The 20114-nt window shown below is 64.9% G+C and carries 19 protein-coding genes; 9 read left to right on the forward strand and 10 right to left on the reverse strand.

Features of this window, described 5'->3' with window-relative positions; all coding sequences use genetic code 11:
* Positions 1–31 precede the first annotated feature (31 nt).
* Complete coding sequence (locus tag CH302_RS16600; protein WP_037190319.1) at positions 32–1819, reverse strand: AMP-dependent synthetase/ligase; 1788 nt, start codon at positions 1817–1819, stop codon at positions 32–34.
* 277 nt (positions 1820–2096) lie between these two features.
* On the opposite strand from CH302_RS16600, the gene CH302_RS16605 reads away from it, so the two are divergent.
* The 4 genes from CH302_RS16605 to CH302_RS16620 all read left to right on the forward strand — a co-directional run bounded on the left by CH302_RS16605 (position 2097) and on the right by CH302_RS16620 (position 7539).
* Positions 2097–3890 carry a DEAD/DEAH box helicase gene (locus CH302_RS16605; RefSeq protein ID WP_037190318.1) on the forward strand — a complete coding sequence of 598 codons (1794 nt, stop codon included), beginning with the start codon at positions 2097–2099 and terminating at the stop codon, positions 3888–3890.
* 96 nt (positions 3891–3986) lie between these two features.
* Positions 3987–4487 carry a 2Fe-2S iron-sulfur cluster-binding protein gene (locus CH302_RS16610; RefSeq protein ID WP_037190317.1) on the forward strand — a complete coding sequence of 167 codons (501 nt, stop codon included), beginning with the start codon at positions 3987–3989 and terminating at the stop codon, positions 4485–4487.
* On the forward strand, positions 4484–5479 hold the full coding sequence (locus CH302_RS16615; protein WP_037190316.1) for an FAD binding domain-containing protein: 996 nt from the start codon (positions 4484–4486) through the stop codon (positions 5477–5479). Before CH302_RS16610 ends, CH302_RS16615 begins: the two co-directional genes overlap by 4 nt.
* The gene (locus tag CH302_RS16620) at positions 5476–7539 is read left to right on the forward strand and encodes a xanthine dehydrogenase family protein molybdopterin-binding subunit (RefSeq protein ID WP_037190314.1); all 2064 of its coding nucleotides are present in this window, start codon (positions 5476–5478) and stop codon (positions 7537–7539) included. The genes CH302_RS16615 and CH302_RS16620 overlap by 4 nt, the downstream gene beginning before the upstream one ends.
* A 16-nt stretch (positions 7540–7555) precedes the next feature.
* Here CH302_RS16620 and CH302_RS16625 read toward each other — a convergent pair whose 3' ends face one another.
* The 4 genes from CH302_RS16625 to CH302_RS16640 are packed head-to-tail and all read right to left on the reverse strand — an operon-like array spanning position 7556 to position 10880.
* Positions 7556–8302, reverse strand: coding sequence for an amino acid ABC transporter ATP-binding protein (locus CH302_RS16625; protein WP_037190312.1), 747 nt, complete (start codon positions 8300–8302; stop codon positions 7556–7558).
* Positions 8299–9789 carry an ABC transporter permease subunit gene (locus CH302_RS16630; RefSeq protein WP_082323632.1) on the reverse strand — a complete coding sequence of 497 codons (1491 nt, stop codon included), beginning with the start codon at positions 9787–9789 and terminating at the stop codon, positions 8299–8301. The genes CH302_RS16625 and CH302_RS16630 overlap by 4 nt, the downstream gene beginning before the upstream one ends.
* 39 nt (positions 9790–9828) lie before the next feature.
* A complete protein-coding gene (locus CH302_RS16635; RefSeq protein ID WP_037190309.1) occupies positions 9829–10311 on the reverse strand; it encodes a RidA family protein in 483 nt (160 codons plus the stop codon).
* Positions 10312–10325: 14 nt separating this feature from the next.
* Positions 10326–10880 carry a histidine phosphatase family protein gene (locus CH302_RS16640; protein WP_037190307.1) on the reverse strand — a complete coding sequence of 185 codons (555 nt, stop codon included), beginning with the start codon at positions 10878–10880 and terminating at the stop codon, positions 10326–10328.
* A 78-nt stretch (positions 10881–10958) separates the two neighbouring features.
* Here CH302_RS16640 and CH302_RS16645 point away from each other — a divergent pair, with 78 nt between their 5' ends.
* Together CH302_RS16645 and CH302_RS16650 are read left to right on the forward strand one after the other, a co-directional pair.
* The gene (locus CH302_RS16645) at positions 10959–12134 is read left to right on the forward strand and encodes an acyl-CoA dehydrogenase family protein (protein ID WP_037190305.1); all 1176 of its coding nucleotides are present in this window, start codon (positions 10959–10961) and stop codon (positions 12132–12134) included.
* A gap of 16 nt (positions 12135–12150) precedes the next feature.
* Positions 12151–13278 (forward strand): acyl-CoA dehydrogenase family protein, encoded by a 1128-nt coding sequence (locus CH302_RS16650; protein ID WP_037190302.1) that lies wholly within the window; start codon positions 12151–12153, stop codon positions 13276–13278.
* Between the two features lie 72 nt (positions 13279–13350).
* Here the strand turns inward: CH302_RS16650 and CH302_RS16655 are convergent, their stop codons facing one another.
* Positions 13351–14160 (reverse strand): alpha/beta fold hydrolase, encoded by an 810-nt coding sequence (locus tag CH302_RS16655; RefSeq protein ID WP_037190300.1) that lies wholly within the window; start codon positions 14158–14160, stop codon positions 13351–13353.
* A 158-nt stretch (positions 14161–14318) separates the two neighbouring features.
* Between CH302_RS16655 and CH302_RS16660 the strand changes: the two genes are divergently transcribed.
* Positions 14319–15230: a phosphodiesterase gene (locus CH302_RS16660; protein ID WP_037190353.1), complete on the forward strand. Its 912-nt coding sequence runs from the start codon at positions 14319–14321 to the stop codon at positions 15228–15230.
* On the opposite strand, the gene CH302_RS16665 is transcribed toward CH302_RS16660, so the two are convergent.
* From CH302_RS16665 to CH302_RS16675, 3 genes are all read right to left on the reverse strand, one after another.
* On the reverse strand, positions 15227–16726 hold the full coding sequence (locus tag CH302_RS16665) for a stealth family protein (protein WP_170945947.1): 1500 nt from the start codon (positions 16724–16726) through the stop codon (positions 15227–15229). The two genes, CH302_RS16660 and CH302_RS16665, sit on opposite strands and share 4 nt — an antisense overlap.
* Positions 16727–16879: 153 nt before the next feature.
* Complete coding sequence (locus CH302_RS16670) at positions 16880–17242, reverse strand: VanZ family protein (RefSeq protein WP_037190297.1); 363 nt, start codon at positions 17240–17242, stop codon at positions 16880–16882.
* Between the two features lie 9 nt (positions 17243–17251).
* Positions 17252–17920: a class I SAM-dependent methyltransferase gene (locus CH302_RS16675; RefSeq protein ID WP_052047603.1), complete on the reverse strand. Its 669-nt coding sequence runs from the start codon at positions 17918–17920 to the stop codon at positions 17252–17254.
* 82 nt (positions 17921–18002) lie between these two features.
* Between CH302_RS16675 and CH302_RS16680 the strand changes: the two genes are divergently transcribed.
* Positions 18003–18476, forward strand: coding sequence for a phosphoribosyltransferase (locus CH302_RS16680; RefSeq protein WP_037190294.1), 474 nt, complete (start codon positions 18003–18005; stop codon positions 18474–18476).
* A gap of 100 nt (positions 18477–18576) precedes the next feature.
* Here CH302_RS16680 and CH302_RS16685 read toward each other — a convergent pair whose 3' ends face one another.
* The gene (locus CH302_RS16685; RefSeq protein WP_141216668.1) at positions 18577–18951 is read right to left on the reverse strand and encodes a hypothetical protein; all 375 of its coding nucleotides are present in this window, start codon (positions 18949–18951) and stop codon (positions 18577–18579) included.
* Between the two features lie 525 nt (positions 18952–19476).
* On the opposite strand from CH302_RS16685, the gene CH302_RS16690 reads away from it, so the two are divergent.
* Positions 19477–20079, forward strand: a complete 603-nt coding sequence (locus CH302_RS16690; RefSeq protein ID WP_230596250.1) for an MspA family porin — start codon at positions 19477–19479, stop codon at positions 20077–20079.
* Positions 20080–20114 lie beyond the last annotated feature (35 nt).

A 20114-nucleotide genomic window follows, 5' to 3' on the forward strand; every position in this document is an offset into this window, starting at 1 on the left:
CATCGCGCCGGGCCCTTCTCGTGTGGTCGATCTACGTGTAGATGGCTTCGATGTCGCTGCCGCGCTCGGCGTGAATGATGTTGCGCTTGAGCTTCATCGTCGGGGTGAGCTCACCGGTTTCGACGGTGAAGTCGTTCTCGAGGATCGTGTACTTCTTGATCTGCTCGGGGTTCGAGACCTTCTTGTTGGCCTCGGCGACGGCCTTGTCGATCTCGGCGACGAGGTCGGCGTTCTTGGACAGTTCGGAGAACGGAATGTCCGCGGCCAGATCGTGCCGTTGGAGCCAGCCCGGCATGGCCTCGGGGTCGAGGGTGATCAGCGCACCGATGAACGGCTTGGCGTCGCCGACGACGAGGCACTGGCTGATGATCGCGTTCGCGCGGAGGGCGTCCTCGAGCACTGCGGGGGCGACGTTCTTGCCGCCCGCGGTCACGATGATCTCCTTCTTGCGGCCGGTGATCGAGACGTAGCCTTCCTGGTCGATCGCGCCGAGGTCGCCGGTGTGGAACCAGCCGTCGACGATGGCCTCGGCCGTGGCCTTCTCGTTGTGCCAGTAGCCGCTGAACACGACCGGTCCCTTGAGCAGCAGTTCACCGTCTTCGGCGACCTTGACCGAGTGGCCGTCGATGGGCTTGCCGACGGTGCCGACGCGCTGTTCCTTGGTGGTGTTGACGGTGATGGCCGCGCTGGTCTCGGTCAGTCCGTAGCCCTCGTAGACCGGGACGCCTGCACCGCGGAAGAAGTGGCCGAGGCGGGCACCGAGAGGTCCGCCGCCGGACACCGCGCGGGTGCAGTTGCCGCCGAGTGCTGCGCGCAGCTTGGAGTACACGAGCTTGTCGAACACTGTGTGCTTGAGGTTCAGAACCAGCCCGGCTCCGCCCTTCTCCTGGGCCTCGCTCCACTCGATGGCCGTCGCGGCGGCCTTGTCGAAGATCGAACCCTTGCCGCCATCGTGCGCCTTCTGCTTGGCGGAGTTGTAGACCTTCTCGAACACGCGCGGCACCGACAGGATGAAGTCCGGCTTGAACACGGCGAACTGATCCACCAGAGTCGTCACGTCCGAGGTGTGTCCGACGGTGACCTTGGACTCGAAGGAGCCGAAGGACACGGCACGGGCGAACACGTGCGCCATCGGGAGGAACATCAGTGTGCGGTTGCCCTCCTTCATCGAGTCGTGCAGCGCGATCTGGGTGGCCTGAACCTCGGCGTAGAAGTTGGCGTGGGTGAGCTGAACGCCCTTGGGGCGGCCGGTGGTGCCCGAGGTGTAGATCAGGGTCGCGGGCGATGCGGCGCTGACCTGATGGCGTCGCGCATGCAGATCCTCGTCGCTGACTCCGGCACCGCGGGTGGTCAGTTCGTCGATGGCTCCGGCGTCGATCTGCGGAACCTCACGCAGATCCTTGGCACCTTCGGTGACCTCTTTGAGGTTCGAGGCGTGCGCTGCGGTCTCGACGACGAGCAGCTTGGTGGCGGAGTCCTCGAGAATCCACTGCGCCTGGTCGGCGGAGGACGTCTCGTAGATCGCGACGGTGCATCCGCCTGCGGACCAGATGGCGTAGTCGAGGACGACCCACTCGTAGCGCGTCGCGCTGAGGATGGCGACGCGGTCGCCGAGTTCGATCCCGGAGGCGATCAGTCCCTTGGCAGCTGCCGCGACCTCGGCCGCGAACCGAGCTGCGGTGACGTCGGTCCAGTTGCCGTTCACCAGACGTTGGAACGGTACGAAGTTCGGCGATTCCTTCTCGTACCTGTAGACGGTGTCGGCCATGGATGCGTCGTCAGGAATGGTGAACGACGCCGGCACAGAATATTCGCGCACTGCTGGACCCCTTACGGAAAAATAGCGTGGTAGTTGTGCATTTCATCACATTCGGGGCCGTGGCGCACCATCCGGGGTGTCCGGTTTGTCGACTTTGCCGCGAGTCCGAGGGGGTTGAGTGTGACTCGGAGTACAACTTAACCGCCTGCGCGTGCGCTCGGGTGTCGGGTCGCCGGTGTGAGGCCGCTCGCACCGCACGCCGCCGCGGCCGTTTTCGTCACCTGATCAGCGTAGAAGGGTTCGCGGGGGCCGAGCAGGTACTAAACTCGTGCGACATATGAGCACTTCAGAAACTGATCAGGATGCCGCCGTGACGTCTGACGAGACGAGTTCGCCCCTTTCGGAGTCCGCTTCCGTCCCAGCCGGCGACGACATCACCTTTGCCGATCTCGGAATCGACGAGCGGGTCCTGAAGGCCCTCCGCGATGTCGGCTACGAAAGCCCGTCGCCCATCCAGGCGGCCACCATCCCGCCGCTGATGGCAGGCAACGACGTCGTCGGCCTCGCGCAGACCGGTACCGGCAAGACCGCCGCGTTCGCGGTGCCGATTCTGTCCCGTCTCGACGTCTCGCGTCGGACGCCGCAGGCATTGGTGCTGGCCCCGACGCGCGAGCTCGCGCTGCAGGTCGCCGAGGCGTTCGGTAAGTACGCCACCCACATCCCCGGTCTGCATATTCTGCCGATCTACGGTGGTCAGGCGTACGGCATCCAGCTCTCGGGTCTGCGTAAGGGCGCGCAGATCATCGTCGGCACTCCCGGTCGAGTCATCGACCATCTCGAGAAGGGCACGCTCGACCTGTCCGGGCTCGAGTACCTCGTGCTCGACGAGGCCGACGAGATGCTCAAGATGGGCTTCCAGGAAGACGTCGAGCGCATTCTCTCCGATACCCCGGAGTACAAGCAGGTGGCGTTGTTCTCGGCCACGATGCCTGCCGCGATCCGCAAGATCTCCAAGCAGTACCTGCACGACCCGGTGGAGATCACCGTCAAGACCAAGACCTCGACGGCACCGAACATCACCCAGCGGTACGTCCAGGTGGCCCATCAGCGCAAGCTCGAGGCGCTGACTCGAATCTTCGAGGTCGAAGAGTTCGAGGCCATGATCATGTTCGTGCGCACCAAGCAGGCCACCGAGGAACTCGCCGAAAAGCTGCGCGCACGGGGCTTCTCGGCCGCTGCGATCAACGGCGACATCGTGCAGGCCCAGCGTGAGCGCACCATCGGGCAGCTCAAGAACGGCCAGATCGACATCCTGGTGGCCACCGATGTCGCGGCCCGCGGTCTCGACGTCGACCGCATCTCGCACGTCATCAACTACGACATCCCGCACGACACCGAGTCCTACGTGCACCGCATCGGTCGTACCGGTCGCGCCGGTCGCGCCGGTCAGGCTCTGCTGTTCGTCGCACCGCGCGAGCGGCACCTGCTCAAGGCCATCGAACGTGCGACGCGTCAGCCGATCACCGAGATGCAGCTCCCGAGCGTCGACGACGTCAACGCGCAGCGCGTGACGAAGTTCAAGGACTCCATCACCGAGAGCCTGGGCAACGAGAATCTGGCGCTGTTCCGTCGTCTCATCGAGGACTACGAGCGTGAGCACGACGTGCCCTTGGTCGACATCGCAGCCGCTCTGGCCATCCAGTCCCGCGACGGCGAAGCGTTCTTGCTCAAGCCCGAGCCGCCTGCCCCGCCGCGGGCACCGCGCGAGCCTCGCGAACCGAGACCACCGCGCACGTTCGACGAGGACGCGGCCAGTTCGCACCACCGCAAGACGGGCCAGGAGATGGCGACCTACCGCATCAGCGTCGGCAAGCGGCATCACGTCGCTCCGGGTGCGATCGTCGGTGCCATCGCCAACGAAGGCGGTCTGCGCCGAAGCGACTTCGGGCACATCAGCATTCGTCCCGATCACTCGTTGGTGGAGTTGCCTGCCGACCTCGCCGACGAGACGGTCGAGGCGTTGCGCCGCACCCGCATCAGTGGCGTGTTGATTCAACTGCAACCCGATTCCGGCCCTCCCGGACGCAGCGGCGGTCCACGCGGCGGCGGAAAGTTCAAGGGAAAGCGCTGACGCACGTGCGCGGCAATTCGTAGTCCACTACGAGTCTCCGCGCACGACCTCGGGGTCGAGCGTTTGACGGTCGAGGCCGCGGGTATCCACCCGCCCATGACCCACGTCACTCTCCGTGTCAACGGCACCGATCGCGAGTTCGACTGCGACATGCGAACCACCCTGCTCGACGCCCTTCGGGAAAACCTAGACCTGATCGGTGCCAAGAAGGGGTGTGACCACGGGCAGTGCGGTGCGTGCACGGTGTTGGTCGAGGGGCGGCGGATCAACAGCTGCCTGACGTTCGCGGTTGCGCAACAGGATCGCGACATCACCACGGTCGAGGGACTGTCCGACGGCGACACACTGCATCCCGTGCAGCAGGCCTTCGTCGACCGTGACGCGTTCCAGTGCGGGTACTGCACATCCGGGCAGATCTGTTCGGCGGTGGCGGTGATCGAAGAGGCCAAGCAGGGTTGGCCGAGCGCGGTCACCGAGGACATCGAGGCCGCCGATGTCGAACTCGATTCCGACGAAGTACGAGAACGTATGAGCGGCAACCTCTGTCGTTGTGGTGCCTACTGCAATATCGTCTCGGCCGTACGGGACGCATCGTGAAGACCTTCGAGTACGACGCCGCCACCGCCGTCGACGACGCCGTGGCCCGCCTCGCCGAGAACGAGAACGCGATGCTGCTCGGTGGGGGAACCAACCTCGTCGACCTGATGAAGCTCGGTGTCGTGGGCCCCACGACGCTGATCGATGTGACGCGTCTTCCGCTGCACGACATCGACGTGTCGGACGACGGCTCGCTTCGTGTCGGTTCCGGCGTGACCAACAGTGACCTCGCGGTGCACCCGGTGGTGCGTCAGCGTTATCCGGTGCTCTCGCGGGCGGTGCTCTCCGGAGCCTCGGGCCAGTTACGCAACATGGCCACCACCGGCGGAAACCTGTTCCAGCGCACCCGGTGCGTCTACTTCATGGACTCGTCGAAGCCGTGCAACAAACGCGAACCCGGTTCGGGCTGCCCGGCCCGGACGGGTGAGCACAGGAATCTCGCGATCCTCGGGGCTTCGGAGGCGTGCGTGGCGACGCATCCTTCGGACATGGCGGTTGCGCTGTCGGCTCTCGATGCGCATGTCGTCGTGCGCGGAGTCGACGGTGAGCGTGTCGTGCCGATCGACGACTTCTACCGACTTCCCGGCGACGATCCGGAACGTGACAACACGGTCGCGCGGGACGAAATCGTCACGGCCGTGGAGATACCGGAATTGGCGGACGGCACCGTCTCCACGTACCGCAAGGTGCGGGATCGGCAGTCCTACGCGTTTGCCGTCGCATCCGTGGCCGCCGTGCTCGATGTCGAGGACGGCGTCGTGCGTGGGGTGTCGATCGCGCTGGGCGGTGTGGCGCACAAGCCGTGGCGGGCTCGCACGGCCGAGCACGCGCTGCTCGGCGCGGCCGCCGACGAGGCGTCGTTCCGGCGGGCGATCGCAATGGAACTCGACGCGGCAGAGCCGTTGCGCGACAACGCGTTCAAGATTCCGCTGGTGACCAACCTCGTCGCCCGCACCCTGGTGGAACTCACAGATTCGGGGGATCGGTCATGACCGCATCGATCGGGCAACCGATTCAGCGCACCGAATCGATAGCGAAGGTGACCGGCCGGGCTCGGTACGCCGCCGAGCAGCCGCCGGCCGTCGGCCAGTTGTACGCCTGGTACGTGCCCGCGACAGTTCCTGCAGGCACGGTCGAGCACGTCGAACTCGCTACCGACCCTGCGGTGCACGCCGTCCTGTGGCACGGCAGCGCCGAGAAGCTCGGCGAGGTCGAGGACGCCGAATTGCATGTGCTGCAGTCGAACACCGTCGCGTACCGCGGCCAGAGCGTTGCCGTCGTCGTGGCCGAGACCCTGCAAGCCGCGCGGGCCGCCGCTGCCCAGGTGCAGGTGCGGTACGCCGGCGTCCGCTCTCCCGACAACACATTGACGGCGGAGCACAGCACGCTCTACGCGCCCGAGTCCGTCAATGCGGGGTTCCCCACCGACGTGACCGTCGGCGATCCCGACGCTGCGCTGGCATCGGCCGAGCACCTCGTCGACAATTGGTACTCCACCGCGCCGATGCACAACAGTCCGATGGAGCCGCATGCCACCACGGCGCAGTGGTCCGACGGCGTTCTGACGGTGTGGGATTCGACGCAGGCACCGTCCGGTGTTCAGGGCGACCTCGCCACGGCGTTCGACCTCGAGCCCGAGAACGTTCGCGTGATCGCGGAGAACGTCGGCGGCGGATTCGGAGCCAAGGGCAGTACTCGGCCCAATGCGATCCTCGCGGCGATGGCTGCACGGGCCACCGGTAAGACAGTGAAGCTGGTCCTGCCGAGGCAGGCCCTGTTCGATGTCGTCGGCTATCGCACCCCGACGCTCAATCACGTTCGTCTGGGCGCTGATTCGACCGGAACTCTGCAGGCGATCGCACACGATTCGTTCCAGCAGACCAGCACGATCTTCGAGTTCTGTGAGCAGACCTCGGAATCGACTCGGCACATCTACGCGGCTCCGAACCGTCGCACCACCCACCGGCTCGCACAGCTGGACGTCGGAACCCCGCGGTGGATGCGGGCACCCGGCGAAGCGCCGGGCATGTTCGCCGTCGAGACGGCCATCGACGAATTGGCCGTGGCCACCGGTATCGATCCGATCGATCTGCGGATTCGCAACGAGCCGGACGTCGATCCGGCCAGTGGTAACCCGTTCAGCTCACGCAGCGTGGTGCAATGCCTCCGCGAGGGAGCCGAGAAGTTCGGCTGGGACCGCCGCAATTCCGCGCCCGGTCAGCGTCGAGAAGGCAACACTCTGGTCGGCATGGGGGTCGCGACGGCCAGCTACCCGGTGCTGATCTCACCGAGTACCGCGTCGGCGCGCGTGGAGCAGGACGGCACGATCACGGTCTCCGTCGCCGCGTCGGACATCGGAACCGGCGCGCGCACCGTGCTGCGCCAGATCGCGGCCGATGCGCTCGGGGTGGACGCGGACACCGTCACACTCGAACTCGGCGACAGCGCACTGCCGAAAGCGCCTGGAGCAGGCGGCTCCTCGGGCACCTCGTCGTGGGGCTGGGCCGTCACCAAGGTCTGCCACTCTCTGAAGGCTCAGGGTTCGTACGAGCCGGGGAACTCGGCCGAGGCCGACACCACCGACGACGTCGAGGGTCAGAAGGAGCTGGCGCGCATGGCTTTCGGTGCCCAGTTCGCCGAGGTGGCGGTCGACATCGACACCGGTGAAGTGCGGGTACGAAGGATGCTCGGCGTCTTCGGTATCGGCGCGGTGATGAATCCGCGGCTGGCCAGGTCTCAGCTCATCGGCGGCATGACGTTCGGACTCGGCATGGCGCTGATGGAGAACGGCATCACCGATCGCGAGTTCGGTGGATTCGCCAATCATGATTTCGCGGAGTACCACATCCCGGCGTGTGCGGACGTCACCGATCTCGAGGCCGTATGGGTCGAGGAAGTCGACACAGAACTGGCGCCCATGGGCGGCAAGGGTATCGGTGAGATCGGTGCAGTCGGATCCTCGGCGGCCATCGGCAATGCCGTCTACAACGCCACCGGCGTCCGAGTCCGTGACCTCCCGATCACCCTGGACAAGGTGCTACCGCACCTCTAGAACGGGCGCAGCCCCTCTACGCCAGTATCCGCTGCAGGAATTGACGGGTCCGGGGCTCGGTCGGGTTCACCAGCACCTGTTCCGGTGTGCCTCGTTCCAGGACGACGCCGTTCTCGATGAACAGCACCTGATCGGCGACCTGCTGGGCGAAGCGGATTTCGTGGGTGACGATCACCATCGTCCAGCCCTGTGCGGCAAGGCCTTTGATGACGGCAAGAACTTCGCCGACGAGCTCGGGATCGAGTGCCGAGGTGGGCTCGTCGAACAGCATCAACTTGGGGCGAAGAGCGAGAGCTCTCGCAATTCCGACGCGTTGTTGCTGGCCGCCGGAAAGCTGGAACGGGTACTGGTCGGACTTGGCGTCGAGACCGATCTGATCGAGGATTGCGTGCGCGTCCCGAATGGCGTCGTCCTTGGCGCGCTTCTGCACGATCACCGGTCCCTCGATGATGTTCTGCAGCACCGTCTTGTGCGGAAACAGGTTGTGGCTCTGGAACACCATGCCGCTCTGGGCACGGAAATGTCGGAGCTGCGCCGCGCTGACGGAGTCTGCGAAATCCACCGATACGTCCCCGATACGGATGATGCCTGCGTCGGCCTGATCGAGTGCGTTCAGTGTGCGCAGCACCGTGGTCTTACCGGATCCGGACGGTCCGATGATGACGGTGACGGTGCCGGAGGGCACGGTGAACGAGATATCCTTCAACACTTCGAGTGGTCCGAACGATTTCTTCAGTGCGGATACTTCCAGCAGGTCTGTCATTTGGCCACGTACCTGTCGAGTCGGACTTCGAGTTTGCCTTGGAAGAACGAGAGAACGATGCAGATCACCCAGTAGTAGAGCGCTGCAACTGTGTAGAGGGTGAAGAAGTCGAATGTCGGGGCCGCCGCGAGTTGCGCGACGCGCAGCAGCTCGGTCACCAGGATGGTCGACGCGAGCGAGGTGTCCTTGACCAACGAGATCAGCGTGTTCGACAACGGTGGTACCGCGGTGCGCAGTGCCTGTGGAAGCACGATGCGCTGCAACGTCGTTCGGTATCCCATCCCGATGGTTTGCGCGGCCTCCCACTGGCCCTTGGGCACGCTCAGGATCGCGGCACGGATCACCTCGGCCGCGTAGCCACCGACATTCAGCGAGAACGCGACCACCGCGGCCGGGAACGGCGAAATCACGATGCCGAATTGCGGGAGCCCGTAGAAGATGATGAACAGCTGCAGCAGCAGGGGAGTACCGCGGATGATCGAGACGTAGAACCGGGCGACCGCAGCGAGCGGCGTGATCGACGAGATGCGAGCGAGCGCAACCGCGAGAGCGATCACGAGTCCGATCACGAAGCTGATGGCGGTCAGCGGAATCGTCATGGTCACCGTGGCTTTGAGCATCGGCCACAGGTTGTCGAGAACCAGCTGTGTCTTCGACGGCGCAGTCGAACCCTCGTCGTCACTCACCGGGACCACGGTGTCGGCCGTCGGTGCGGCGACGTCGCTGCCGAAGTACTTGTTCGAGATCTCGGCGATGGTGCCGTTCTCGCGGAGTGTGTCGATGGCGGCGTCGACCTCGTCCATCAGCCCACTGTCCTTGCGAGCCACGAAGGATTGCAAGGTCGTGTCTCCGGTCTCGCCCGCGATTTTCACTCCGGTGTCGCCGGTCTGCTGCAGGTACTCGGCGATCGCGAGGGAGTCGTTGACGGTGGCGTCGACCCGGCCGTCCTTGACGAGCGTGACGGCCTGGACGAATCCCTCGACGGCTTCGACGTTCGCGCCCGCGTCCGCCGCGACCTCTGCCCAGTTGCTTGTCGAGGATTGGGCGGTGGTCTTGCCGGCCAGGTCGGCGAGAGAGGTGATGGTGGAGTCGTCTGCGGCGGTGAGGATCTGGCCTTCCGACACCGTGTAGGGCGTCGACAGGTCGTAGGCCGACTGGCGCGCAGGGGTGATCGAGACCTGGTTGGCGATGAGGTCGAAGCGTTGGGATTGCAGTCCGGCGAAGATCGAATCGAACGGGGTCTGCACGAAGTCGACGCGTACGCCCAACTCGGCACCCACGGCGTTGATGACGTCGATGTCGTAACCGGTGAGTTGTCCGTCGCCGCCCTGATAGCTGAACGGGCTGTAGGTGCCCTCGGTGCCGACGACCAGTACGCCCTCGTCCTTCACCCGGTCCAGCAGCGACTGTGAGGACGAACTGCAGCCGGACAGCCCCAGGATGCCGATGAGGATCGCGACCAGAGCAAGAATCGATCTGCGCACCATCTGCGCCCGCTTTCGCCGTATGTACGAGTGGAGAAAAACCTACCCGTCGATCTCCAGTTCCGCTGACACCACGACGGTGTTGTTCATCGGCAGGGCCGCCACCCCGAGTGCGGTGCGGGCATGGGCACCGATCTCCGGACCGAAGATTGCGAGCACAAGATCCGAGAAGCCGTTGACGACCGTGGTGGTCTGAGTGAAGCCGTGGTCGGCGTTGACCGATCCGGTGACGGTCAGCCACGCGCTGATTCGATCGAGATCTCCGACGGCACGGGCGACGCTACCGAGGAGCGCCAGTGCGGTGTCGCGAGCGGCGTCGGTTGCGGCGTCGAGATTCACCTGTGACGGCACAGCGCCGAACGGGCCGGCCAGAGTTCCGTCCGGTGCCAACGGAGAATGCCCGGACGCGAAGACCCGGTTGCCGCGCACGCGCACCCATTCGAACGAGAACTCGAAACCGGGCGGGGCGGTCGGTTCACCGGGCAAGGTGAAGCCCAGTTCGGTGATGCGACGTTCGATCTCCATGGAGGAAAACTCTGTCAGACCGGGATGCCGTTGATGGTGCGAACGGTCCAGCGAGAACCGTCGTGTTCGAGGGTGGAGACGCCCGCGTTGAGGATGCGCGGCGAGTGCCGCCGCCGGATCGCGTCGAAGATCGCCCGGATGACGCCGCCGTGCGCCACGGCGATCACCGCGGAGTCCGGGTAACGCGCGGCGATGTCGTCGACGGCGCGCACGCCTCGGACGATCAGATTCGAGCGGGGCTCCAAGCCGGGGTACATGCCGTTCGGCCAGTGCGAATACGCATCCCAGTCGGTGAATCCTTCGGCCTCGCCGAAGTGTCGTTCGGCCAGATCGGGGAACTCGGCGGTGCGCGTCAGGCCGAGGTGGGCACCGATGATGTCGGCGGTCTCGGCTGCTCGGATCAACGGTGAACTGACCAGGTGGTCCCACTGGCGGTACTCGAGTTCGTAGCCGGCCTCGCGGGCCTGAGCACGGCCGGTGTCGTTGAGCGGAATGTCCGACGAGCCCTGCAGACGCCCGTGCAGATTCCAGTTCGTTTCACCGTGCCGAACCAGTGCCAGAAGAGTCATAGTGAGCGGAGAATATCCCAGAGTTACCAGGGAGTACGGTCGATACGAAGATACGTGAACGAGCTTGGAGGATTGTCGATGAATCTTGCCCTGACAGAAGAAGAGGCCGCGTTCCGTGACGAGATGCGGACGTTCTTCACCACGAAGGTCCCCGCCGAGATTCGCGAGAAGAGCGCGACGGGTCAGGAGTTGAGCAAGGACGAGGTGGTTACGACCATGCGAATCCTCAACGAGAACGGCTTGGCGGTCCCACATTGGCCCGCCGAGTTCGGTGGCCGCGACTGGACCGCTGTGCAGCGCCACATCTGGCTCGACGAAATGCAGCTGGCGTCGGTGCCGGAGCCGCTGGCGTTCAACGCCTCGATGGTCGGCCCGGTCATCGCGACGTTCGGCTCTCAGGAGCTCAAGGAGAAGTTCCTGCCCAAGACGGCGAATCTCGACATCTGGTGGTGCCAGGGCTTCTCCGAGCCCGAGGCCGGATCGGACCTGGCGTCGTTGCGCACCACCGCCATCCGCGACGGTGACGACTACATCGTCAACGGACAGAAGACGTGGACCACGCTCGGCCAGTACGCCGACTGGATCTTCGCGCTCGTGCGCACCAACCCGGACGCGCCGAAGAAGCAGGCCGGAATTTCGTTCCTGCTCATCGATCTGAACACTCCCGGCATCGAGATGCGCCCCATCAAGCTGATCGACGGCAGTGTCGAGGTCAACGAGGTCTTCTTCGACAACGTCCGCGTTCCGGCCGAGAACCTCGTCGGCGAGGAGAACCAGGGTTGGAGCTACGCCAAGTTCCTGCTCGGTAACGAGCGCACCGGCGTCGCCCGCGCCGGACACACCAAAGTGCATCTCGGACAGGCGAAGAAGCACGCCGCACAGACCAAGGTCGGCAGCGGCACGCTGCTCGAGGACCCACTGTTCGCGGCCAAGATGGCCGAGGTCGAGAACGAACTGCTCGCCCTCGAGCTGACTCAGCTGCGCCTGGTGTCCAGCTCGGACGACGGCAAGCCGAATCCGGCGTCGTCGATCCTCAAGCTGCGGGGATCGGAATTGCAGCAGACCACGACCGAATTGCTGATGGACGTTGCCGGGCCGGACTCACTGCCCTACGAGGCGGGCGAGGACATCGAGAGCGAAGGCTGGGCGCAGCGCTCGGTACCGGGGTATCTCAACTACCGCAAGGTGTCGATCTACGGCGGCTCGAACGAGGTTCAGCGCACCATCATCGCCTCGGCGATTCTCGGACTGTAAGGGAGCATCTGAAGACATGGATTTCGAACTCAACGAAGAGCAGAAGCTGCTGCGCGACACCACTCGTGAGGTGCTCACGCGGGCGTACGACACCGAGAAGCGCAACAAGATCGTTGCCGGTGAGCTGGGCTGGAGCACCGACGTCTGGAAGCAGTTGGCCGAGGTCGGCCTGTTGGGTCTGACGTTCAGCGAAGAGGACGGCGGCATGGACGCCGGTCCCGTGGAGATCATGGCAGTGATGACCGAGGTCGGGCGACGACTCGCGCCGGAGCCGATTCTCGACGCCGTGCTCGTCCCCGGCGGGTTGATCTCCGAACTCGGCAGCGCCGATCAGCGCGCGCGGCTCCTGCCGCCCGTCGCCGAGGGGTCGTCGATGTTGGCGTTCGCGCACAACGAATCCGGCAGCCGCTGGCCCAACATCGAGGTCGCGACCACCGCCACCGAGGACGGTGGATCGTGGTCGATCAACGGCGTCAAGAACCCGGTTCCGCACGGCGGTAGTGCAGACGTGATCGTGGTCAGTGCCGCGCTGCCCACCGGTGGAACAGGACTGTTCGTCGTCGACGCCGACGCGACCGGTCTCACACGCAAGTCCTACGCCACCCATGACGGTCAGCGCGCCGCGCAGATCGAATTCGTCGACGTCGCGGCCGAACCGCTCGGCACCGCCGAGAACGCAGCTGCGGCGATCACCGGTGCCGAGGTGCGTGCCCAGGCCGCACTGTGCGCCGAGGCGATCGGTGCCATGGAGGAGGCGCTGCGGCTGACCACCGACTACCTGAAGGCGCGCAAGCAGTTCGGGGTTCCGCTGGCCAAGTTCCAGGCGCTCACCTTCCGTGCGGCGGACATGTACGTGCTGCTCGAACTCGCCCGCAGCATGAGCCTGTACGCCACGATGTCGTTGGCCGACGGCAACGTCGACCCGACGATCGCCTCGCGCGCGAAGCTGCAGATCTCACGGTCCGGTCGCAAGATCGGCCAGGAGGCGATTCAGTTGCACGGCGGAATCGGCGTCACGGCCGAATATCCGGTCGGGCACTACACCAGTCGGCTGGTGGCCATCGAGCACACCCTCGGCGGTGCCGACGAGCACCTGCGCATCCTGGCGTCGAAGGTCGCCGATCACGATCTCATCGGGATCTGACGCTCGTCAGAAGACTCCTCGGGCCCGGCCACCGTCGACAGGTGGCCGGGCCCGAGGTCGTTGTGCGAGGTGTCAGCTGCCCGAATCCGCCTCGGCGACAAGGTCGGCCACGGCAGCGGGATTGGAAACCAGGATCGCGTGCGAACCCGGAACCTCGGTCACCTGGGCACCGGCGCGCTGCGCCATGAACCGCTCGGCCGATGCCGGGATGATCTGATCCTGCTGGGGGACCAACGCCCACGACGGCGTGTGTGCCCAGGACGGCGGACCGCTCGGCTCGAGCAGTGCTCCGGCGGCGATGGTCTTCTGATGCGCAGCCATCCGCGCGGCTTGCTCCTCGGTGACGTCAGGGGCGAAGAACGGCCGGAACAGGGCGGGTGTGATGTACGAGTCGACGTTCTTACCGATCAGGTTGGAGGAGTCGTCGACGATCGACAGGCCGATCACCGGCGGCACCAGCGCGGTCACCGGGAATCGGATGGGGTCGAGTTCCAGGGCGACGGGTTCGCCTTCGACCGGCATGAAGGCCGCGACGTAGACCAATGCCTCGACGTTGTCGGCGTGCACGTTACTGATCACCGTGCCGCCGTAGGAGTGGCCCACCAGGATCACCGGACCGTCGATACTCTCGACGACATCGGTGACCGAGGCCGCGTCGACGGCCGGTCCGCGCAGTGAGTTGTCCGCAGTCACCACGGGGTAACCGCGGCCGCGTAGGTTCTCGGCGACGCCGTCCCAGCTGGTGTTGTCCGCGAAGGCTCCGTGCACCAGCACCACGGTCGGCAGCTCCTGCGCGGCGGCGGGCGCGACGCCGATGCCGACCATCGACCCCACTGTCAGTCCGGCAGTTGCGAGAAGGGTGGTCAGCTTCGGTTTCGTCATGCTCTCAACCTGTCACACGCCGGATGTTCGTGCGGTGTTCACCACGTAGATCCGACCAGCTTTTTCTCAGTGAACGCTCGTATGCTTGGCTTGCAGCAGTGGCGTTCGCCCGGCCGGGTGAACGTGAAACGGTAGGTCCGATCGTGAGCGAGAGTTCGATGAAGTCTCGGATGGCCGAGTACCCACGTCCCCATCACTGCTTGCTGCATGTGAGCGACACGCATCTCGTCGACGGCGGAGGTCGGTTGTACGGCGGCGTGGACAGTCAATTGCGGCTCGAGCAGGTGATGACCGACGTACGCAACTCCGGTGTGCGGCCCGACGCATTGGTGTTCACGGGGGATCTGACCGACAAGGGTGAGCCGGGCGCGTACGAGAAGCTGCGGGCGTTGGTCGAGCCGGTGGCCGAGGAACTCGGCGCACAGATCGTCTGGGCGATGGGCAATCATGACGACCGGGCGACTTTCCGTCAGAAGCTTCTCGACGCCGAACCGACCGGGCAGTCGATCGACCGGGTGCACGACGTCGACGGTCTTCGTATCGTCACCCTCGACACGACGGTCCCGGGAAGGCATCACGGCGAGCTCGGTGACGAGCAATTGGCCTGGCTGGCAGACACACTCGCGACGCCCGCCGAGTTCGGCACGATCCTGGCGATGCATCATCCGCCGGTGCCGACGGTGCTCGATCTCGCAGTGCTGGTGGAGCTGATCGATCAGCCTCGGCTGGCGGACGTGCTACGCGGAACCGATGTGCGGTCCATTCTTGCTGGGCACCTGCACTATTCGACGACGGCAACCTTCGCGGGTATACCCGTCTCGGTGGCGTCGGCCACGTGCTACACCCAGGATCTCAATGTGCCCGCGGGCGGATTACGCGGACGCGACGGTGCCCAGGGATACAATCTCGTCCACGTCTACGAAAACACCGTAGTCCATTCGGTGGTGCCCACAGGGTCGTACGACACTGTGGGAGAACCGGTCTCGGCGGAGGAGACCGCACGCAGGCTGAGTGCAGCGGGAGTCACCATCGCAGACAGTGCCCGCCGAAAGACGTTCAGCGACGCCTAGCGCTGTTCGCGTTCCCACGGCGCGACGATGGGGAAGTACTTGTCCAGGAACTGAGTCACGGTCCTGGTGCGCAGATCCAGGTCGACTTCCGGGAAGCTGCCGTCGTTGAGGCAGAAGAAGTCGACCGATCGCTTGGGGAGCAGCTTCTCCATCAAGTCGAGACCTGCCACGGACGTGGTGTCGATGTACCGAACCTTCGCGTCCTTCTGCACCACCGCGCGCCCGCTCATCAACGCGTAGTAGTGGTACAGCGAGTTCGTCACCGAGATGTTGGTACTCGCTCGGAATGCGCTCGCCGCAGTCGAGGCGAACTCGTCCGGAAACTCGTTTTCCATCTGCTGCATCACGCTGCGGCGCAACGGAGTTGCTGCATGTTCGAGATGCCGGGTTGTGGTCATCCCGAATCGGTCCTGCAGGATCCGACGGTTCACCCGCGCCGCGTTCTCGAAGCCGCTGCGGTCGGCGTCGCTGTAGCCCAACCCGATTCGCGTTGTCGCTTCGATGAACATACTGATTCCGCCGGGGGAGAAGAACATCGACGGGCTGACCGGTCGGCCGAAGAACATGTCGTCGTTCGAGTACAGGAAGTGCTCGGACAATCCGGGGATGTGGTGCAGCTGGCTTTCGACGGCCTGCGAATTGTGGGTCGGCAGAACGGAGGTGTCGACGAAGAAGGCCTCGCTCGGCACAAAGGTCACCTTGGGGTGGTCGGCGAGCCACGCCGGCCTCGCCGAGTCGGTGGCCACGAAGATGCGCCTGATCCACGGTGCGTACATGTGAATCGACCGCAGCGCGTACTTCAGTTCGTCGATCTGCCGGTATCGGGCAGCCGAATCGTCGCCCTCACCGACGACGTAGTTCGCCATCCGCCGCGCACGCTGAGCCTGGAACTCTGCCGACGAGCCGTCGACCCAGGAGAACACGATGTCGATGTCGAAATTGATGTCCGACGCGTGGTCGGCGAACATGTTCTCGATGGTCGGCCAGGTTCGTCCGAAGCGTTCGACGGTGCCGCGGACGGCCTCGTCGGGCCGGATGTTGCGTCGGGTCAGCGAGTTCTCGATCGGCAGCACGATCTCGGCCGGGGAGAACGACCACAGTTCGATCTGCACCGCCGTCGACGCGCCGTAGTACAAGCCGCTGAACGGCTCGACGCGCGGTCGGTACAGGCGCACGATCCGTGCGTTCGCGGACGGCGAGAGTGTGCCGTCGGCGACCAGTACTGCTTTCCCGCGGGCGTCGACGGTCTTCGAGTAGAACGGCTCGGCGCGGCAGGCGTGTACCAGTGCGGTGGTGAGCGCGTCTCGGGCAGCCAACTCGATGGCAATGACCGGGCGTTCGTCGTTGCCGCGAACGAGTAGGTACTTGATTCGCGCGGAGTCGAGCACGGCGCGGACGAACAGTAGATCCTCGACCATCGCCTGGTGTGGGGTGGTGGAGGTGATCGTCAGGGCGTAGCGGCCGTCGTGGCTGACCACGTCGGATCGTTCGCTCAGGCGTGCTGCGGATGCTGCTGATTCTCTGGTGACGGCATCGTTGGTCTCGTGCTCCGGTGGAACGAGGTAGATATCGTGCGGGGCAGAAGACGAGGTGATGGCGTTCCTTCCGGAGTGAACTCGCTGGCCGAGGAAACCCGGTGCAGAATCAGTCTAGTGCAGGTCCGCGGCTTTCCTGACGCGCTGCGGTAGAACCCGGCTCGCCGCGACCGAGCCCACCGCGACTCCGGCAGCGTCGGCCAGAGCGTCGGCGACCGATCCGGAGCGCCCCAGAGGCAGGTTCGCCTGCAGGACCTCCGAGATCGCCGCGAATGCCAGTACCCACAGCGCGGTCCTGACCCAGTCGATTCCGGCCAGTCGCGACGTATACGCCAGGGCCGCGAACAGTACGAAGTGGATGATCTTGTCGCTGTGCTGAAATCCCGAGGGCACCCCGGACGCGGGGGTGAACAGTACGATCAGCGCCACCACGAACGTGACCGCCAGGGGAATTCGATAGGTCGACGGTGAGAACACCGCCCGAGTTTAGCGGCGCTGCAGCACCACGACCGTGTCGATGCGCTCGTCGCCGTCGGGCGTGATGCGGGTGCGATGTTCGGCGTGGATCACCTCGAACCCGTCGCCGGCCGCAGCGACGACCGGTTCCGGAACGAACAGTCGGTGCTTGGCCGGGTGCTGCGAGGCGTGGCTGTCGCTGGGGCTGTGGCCGACGATCAGCAGTCGTCCCTTCGGTGCGATCGCGGCGGCGAACCTGCGGGTGGTCAGTTCGAGTTCGTCCGGTGGCACCTGGAGGAAGTGCACCGACACCAGATCGAACGCCGTTGCCGGCGGAGTCCAGTCCAGAACGTCCTCCTGTTGCCAGGTCACCGCGAGTGTCCGCGGCTCGAGTGCTTGTTGTGCTGCGCGAGCGCGGCCGAGGGCGACGTCGGAGATGTCGACACCGGTCACGTTCCAGCCTTGACCGGCCAACCACAGCGAGTCGGCACCTTCCCCGCAGCCGATGTCCAGGGCGCGTCCCGGAGTCAGCGCGGACGCTTCCTGTACCAACACGGCGTTGGGATTTCCGCTCCAGATGGTGGTGCGCTGGTTGTAGAGGTCGTCCCAGAATGCTTCGTCGAAGGCACCGTTCTCGAAATCCGGCTCTGCGTGGGTCCGGTCGGCGGGATGGGTGTGAGCATGTGTGTGGTCGGCCATGGTTCGAGACTGCCCGCTGCTGGCCGTTGACGCAAACCTATTTGCTGTATCGGCAAATTTGCTGTGGGTAGAGTGATGCGGCATGACCGAACCGGAACGTGAAGTGCTGACGTGGGCGACGTTCGGAGACGCGTCGCGCGACCTGACCGAGAAGATCGTCGACGACGGGTTCGTTCCGGACATCGTCATCGCGATCGCTCGCGGTGGGCTCATCCCCGCGGGTGCGATCTCCTACGCGATGGGCGTCAAGGCTGCCGGCACCCTCAATGTCGAGTTCTACTCCGACATCGAGGAGACCCTGCCCGATCCTGTTGTCCTCGAACCTCTTCTGGACACCGACGCAATCGTCGGCAAGAAGCTGCTCGTCGTCGACGACGTGGCCGACTCCGGCCGCACGCTGGCTCTGGTCATCGACCTACTGAAGGCTCATACCGCCGACGTGCGGTCGGCAGTCATCTACACCAAGCCGAGAACCATTGTGCAGCCGGATTATTCGTGGCGCGAGACCGACAAGTGGATCAACTTTCCATGGTCCACGCTGCCGGTCATCACCTGAGCTGCCGGTCTGGGCGACTGCGCCGTCGGGCCGGGGTGGTCGACGTGATCGATCGTGTCGGCCGGAGTTCGAAAGATCATCGGCGCACCGTGTTCGACTGCTACGTGTAGCCCCAGGTGTGGAATCTGGTGGCCGAGCAGTCTGGGCAATACTGCTCGTCGTCACCCATGGTCCAGCCAGGTTCGGGCGCGATCATCGCAGCAACTCGGCGGCCGTCGTAGACGACCAGACCGCACCCGCTGCAGCCTTCGGTGCTGTGCTGGACGCCTTCTGTGCGGCCGGCGCGAGCTACGACCGTTCTGGCCAAAACGGTCACCGTGGCCGGAACGAGAAGGAAGGTCGCTGCGCAGCCTGCCGCTCTCAGCAACTGAGCACGCCTGCTGTGGGAATGATCGGCGTCGACGCTGCCGAATTCAGGTGTCGTGTCACCGTTGAAGCTGCCTCTCGAACTCGCACAGTGCATGCCCGCGGGCATCGCGGTACGACAGATAGTACATACGGTGCGTGGAGGGTGCCGCCTCGGAGCCGCGGCAAACAGCAGTTCTGTGAAGCCCGTCGAGTGGCTCGAAACCGACTCGCTGGGGAAGCGCGGCTTCGGACATTGCAGAGCGTGCCCTCGTAATCCCTACTGCGTCAGGGTTACTGGAAGTTTTCGTTCTCTATGGGTCGTCACCATTCTGTGACTATGAGGCGCGTCACTCGCTGTGGTGCGGTAGATCGCCTGGTCGTGCGTGTCCGGAGATGTTTCTGTCACGTCCGGGTGGGGGTGTCGCCGGCGTGATTCGGGTGTCAAGGGCCTGTCGTGGATGTGTGGGGTGTTGTACCGTCCCGACAGGATTTTCAGTTATCTTTCAGCAATCATTGTGGTCGATGGAATCACCGAATCGTGTACGGAGACTCGCTCATGGAAACGATGGCACGCGCTACGACTGGTTCGACGGTGCGGGGACGTGGCGTATCGAGGGCTGTGGCTGGTTGTGTGGTGGTGTCGGCGGCAGTGATGGTGGGTTCGCTTGCGTTCGCGGGCAGTGCGTCGGCGACGCCGACGCTGTTGGCCGACAAGTTCGCGAGCACGGTCACCGATGACGGCTGGACGTTGGATCTTACTGCCAGCAACTTGTCGGTGAACCCGGTTCCGAACGTGGCGACGACGGCGTTCACGCGGGAGGGGTTCGTCTCGGCGAAGGTTACCGGCACCATCACCGGTGCCGGTGGCACGGCGGTGAAAACCGGGTACATCGAACAGGGTCTGCAGATCGGGTGTCAGATCGATGTCTCCTCCGGACTCGGTGTGGGGCTCGGGTTCTCGTTCGGTCCGTCGGTGGGTGTGTCCATCTCGGGGGTTCCCTCGGCGAACCTCGGTGTCAACGCCTCGGTGAACCCGAGTATTCAGGCCACCATCGCGCCGGGAACGATCACCACGATTGCGCTGGGCACGAAGGATCTCGAGGCGTCGAAGGCCTCGATCACGGCGGAGAACGTGCATGTGAAGGTCGATGCGTGCATGGGTCCGGTCACGGTCCGCTCCTATGCGCAGTTCGCGGTGTCGACGGCGACCTCGGACAACAGTGTGTTCGTGTACTCCGACCCGACTTGGCTCTGACACACAACTTCGATTCCAGCCGGCAACGGCTCTAC

This window comes from Rhodococcus sp. 15-2388-1-1a, from assembly GCF_002259145.1.
Taxonomy (GTDB): Bacteria; Actinomycetota; Actinomycetes; order Mycobacteriales; family Mycobacteriaceae; genus Rhodococcoides.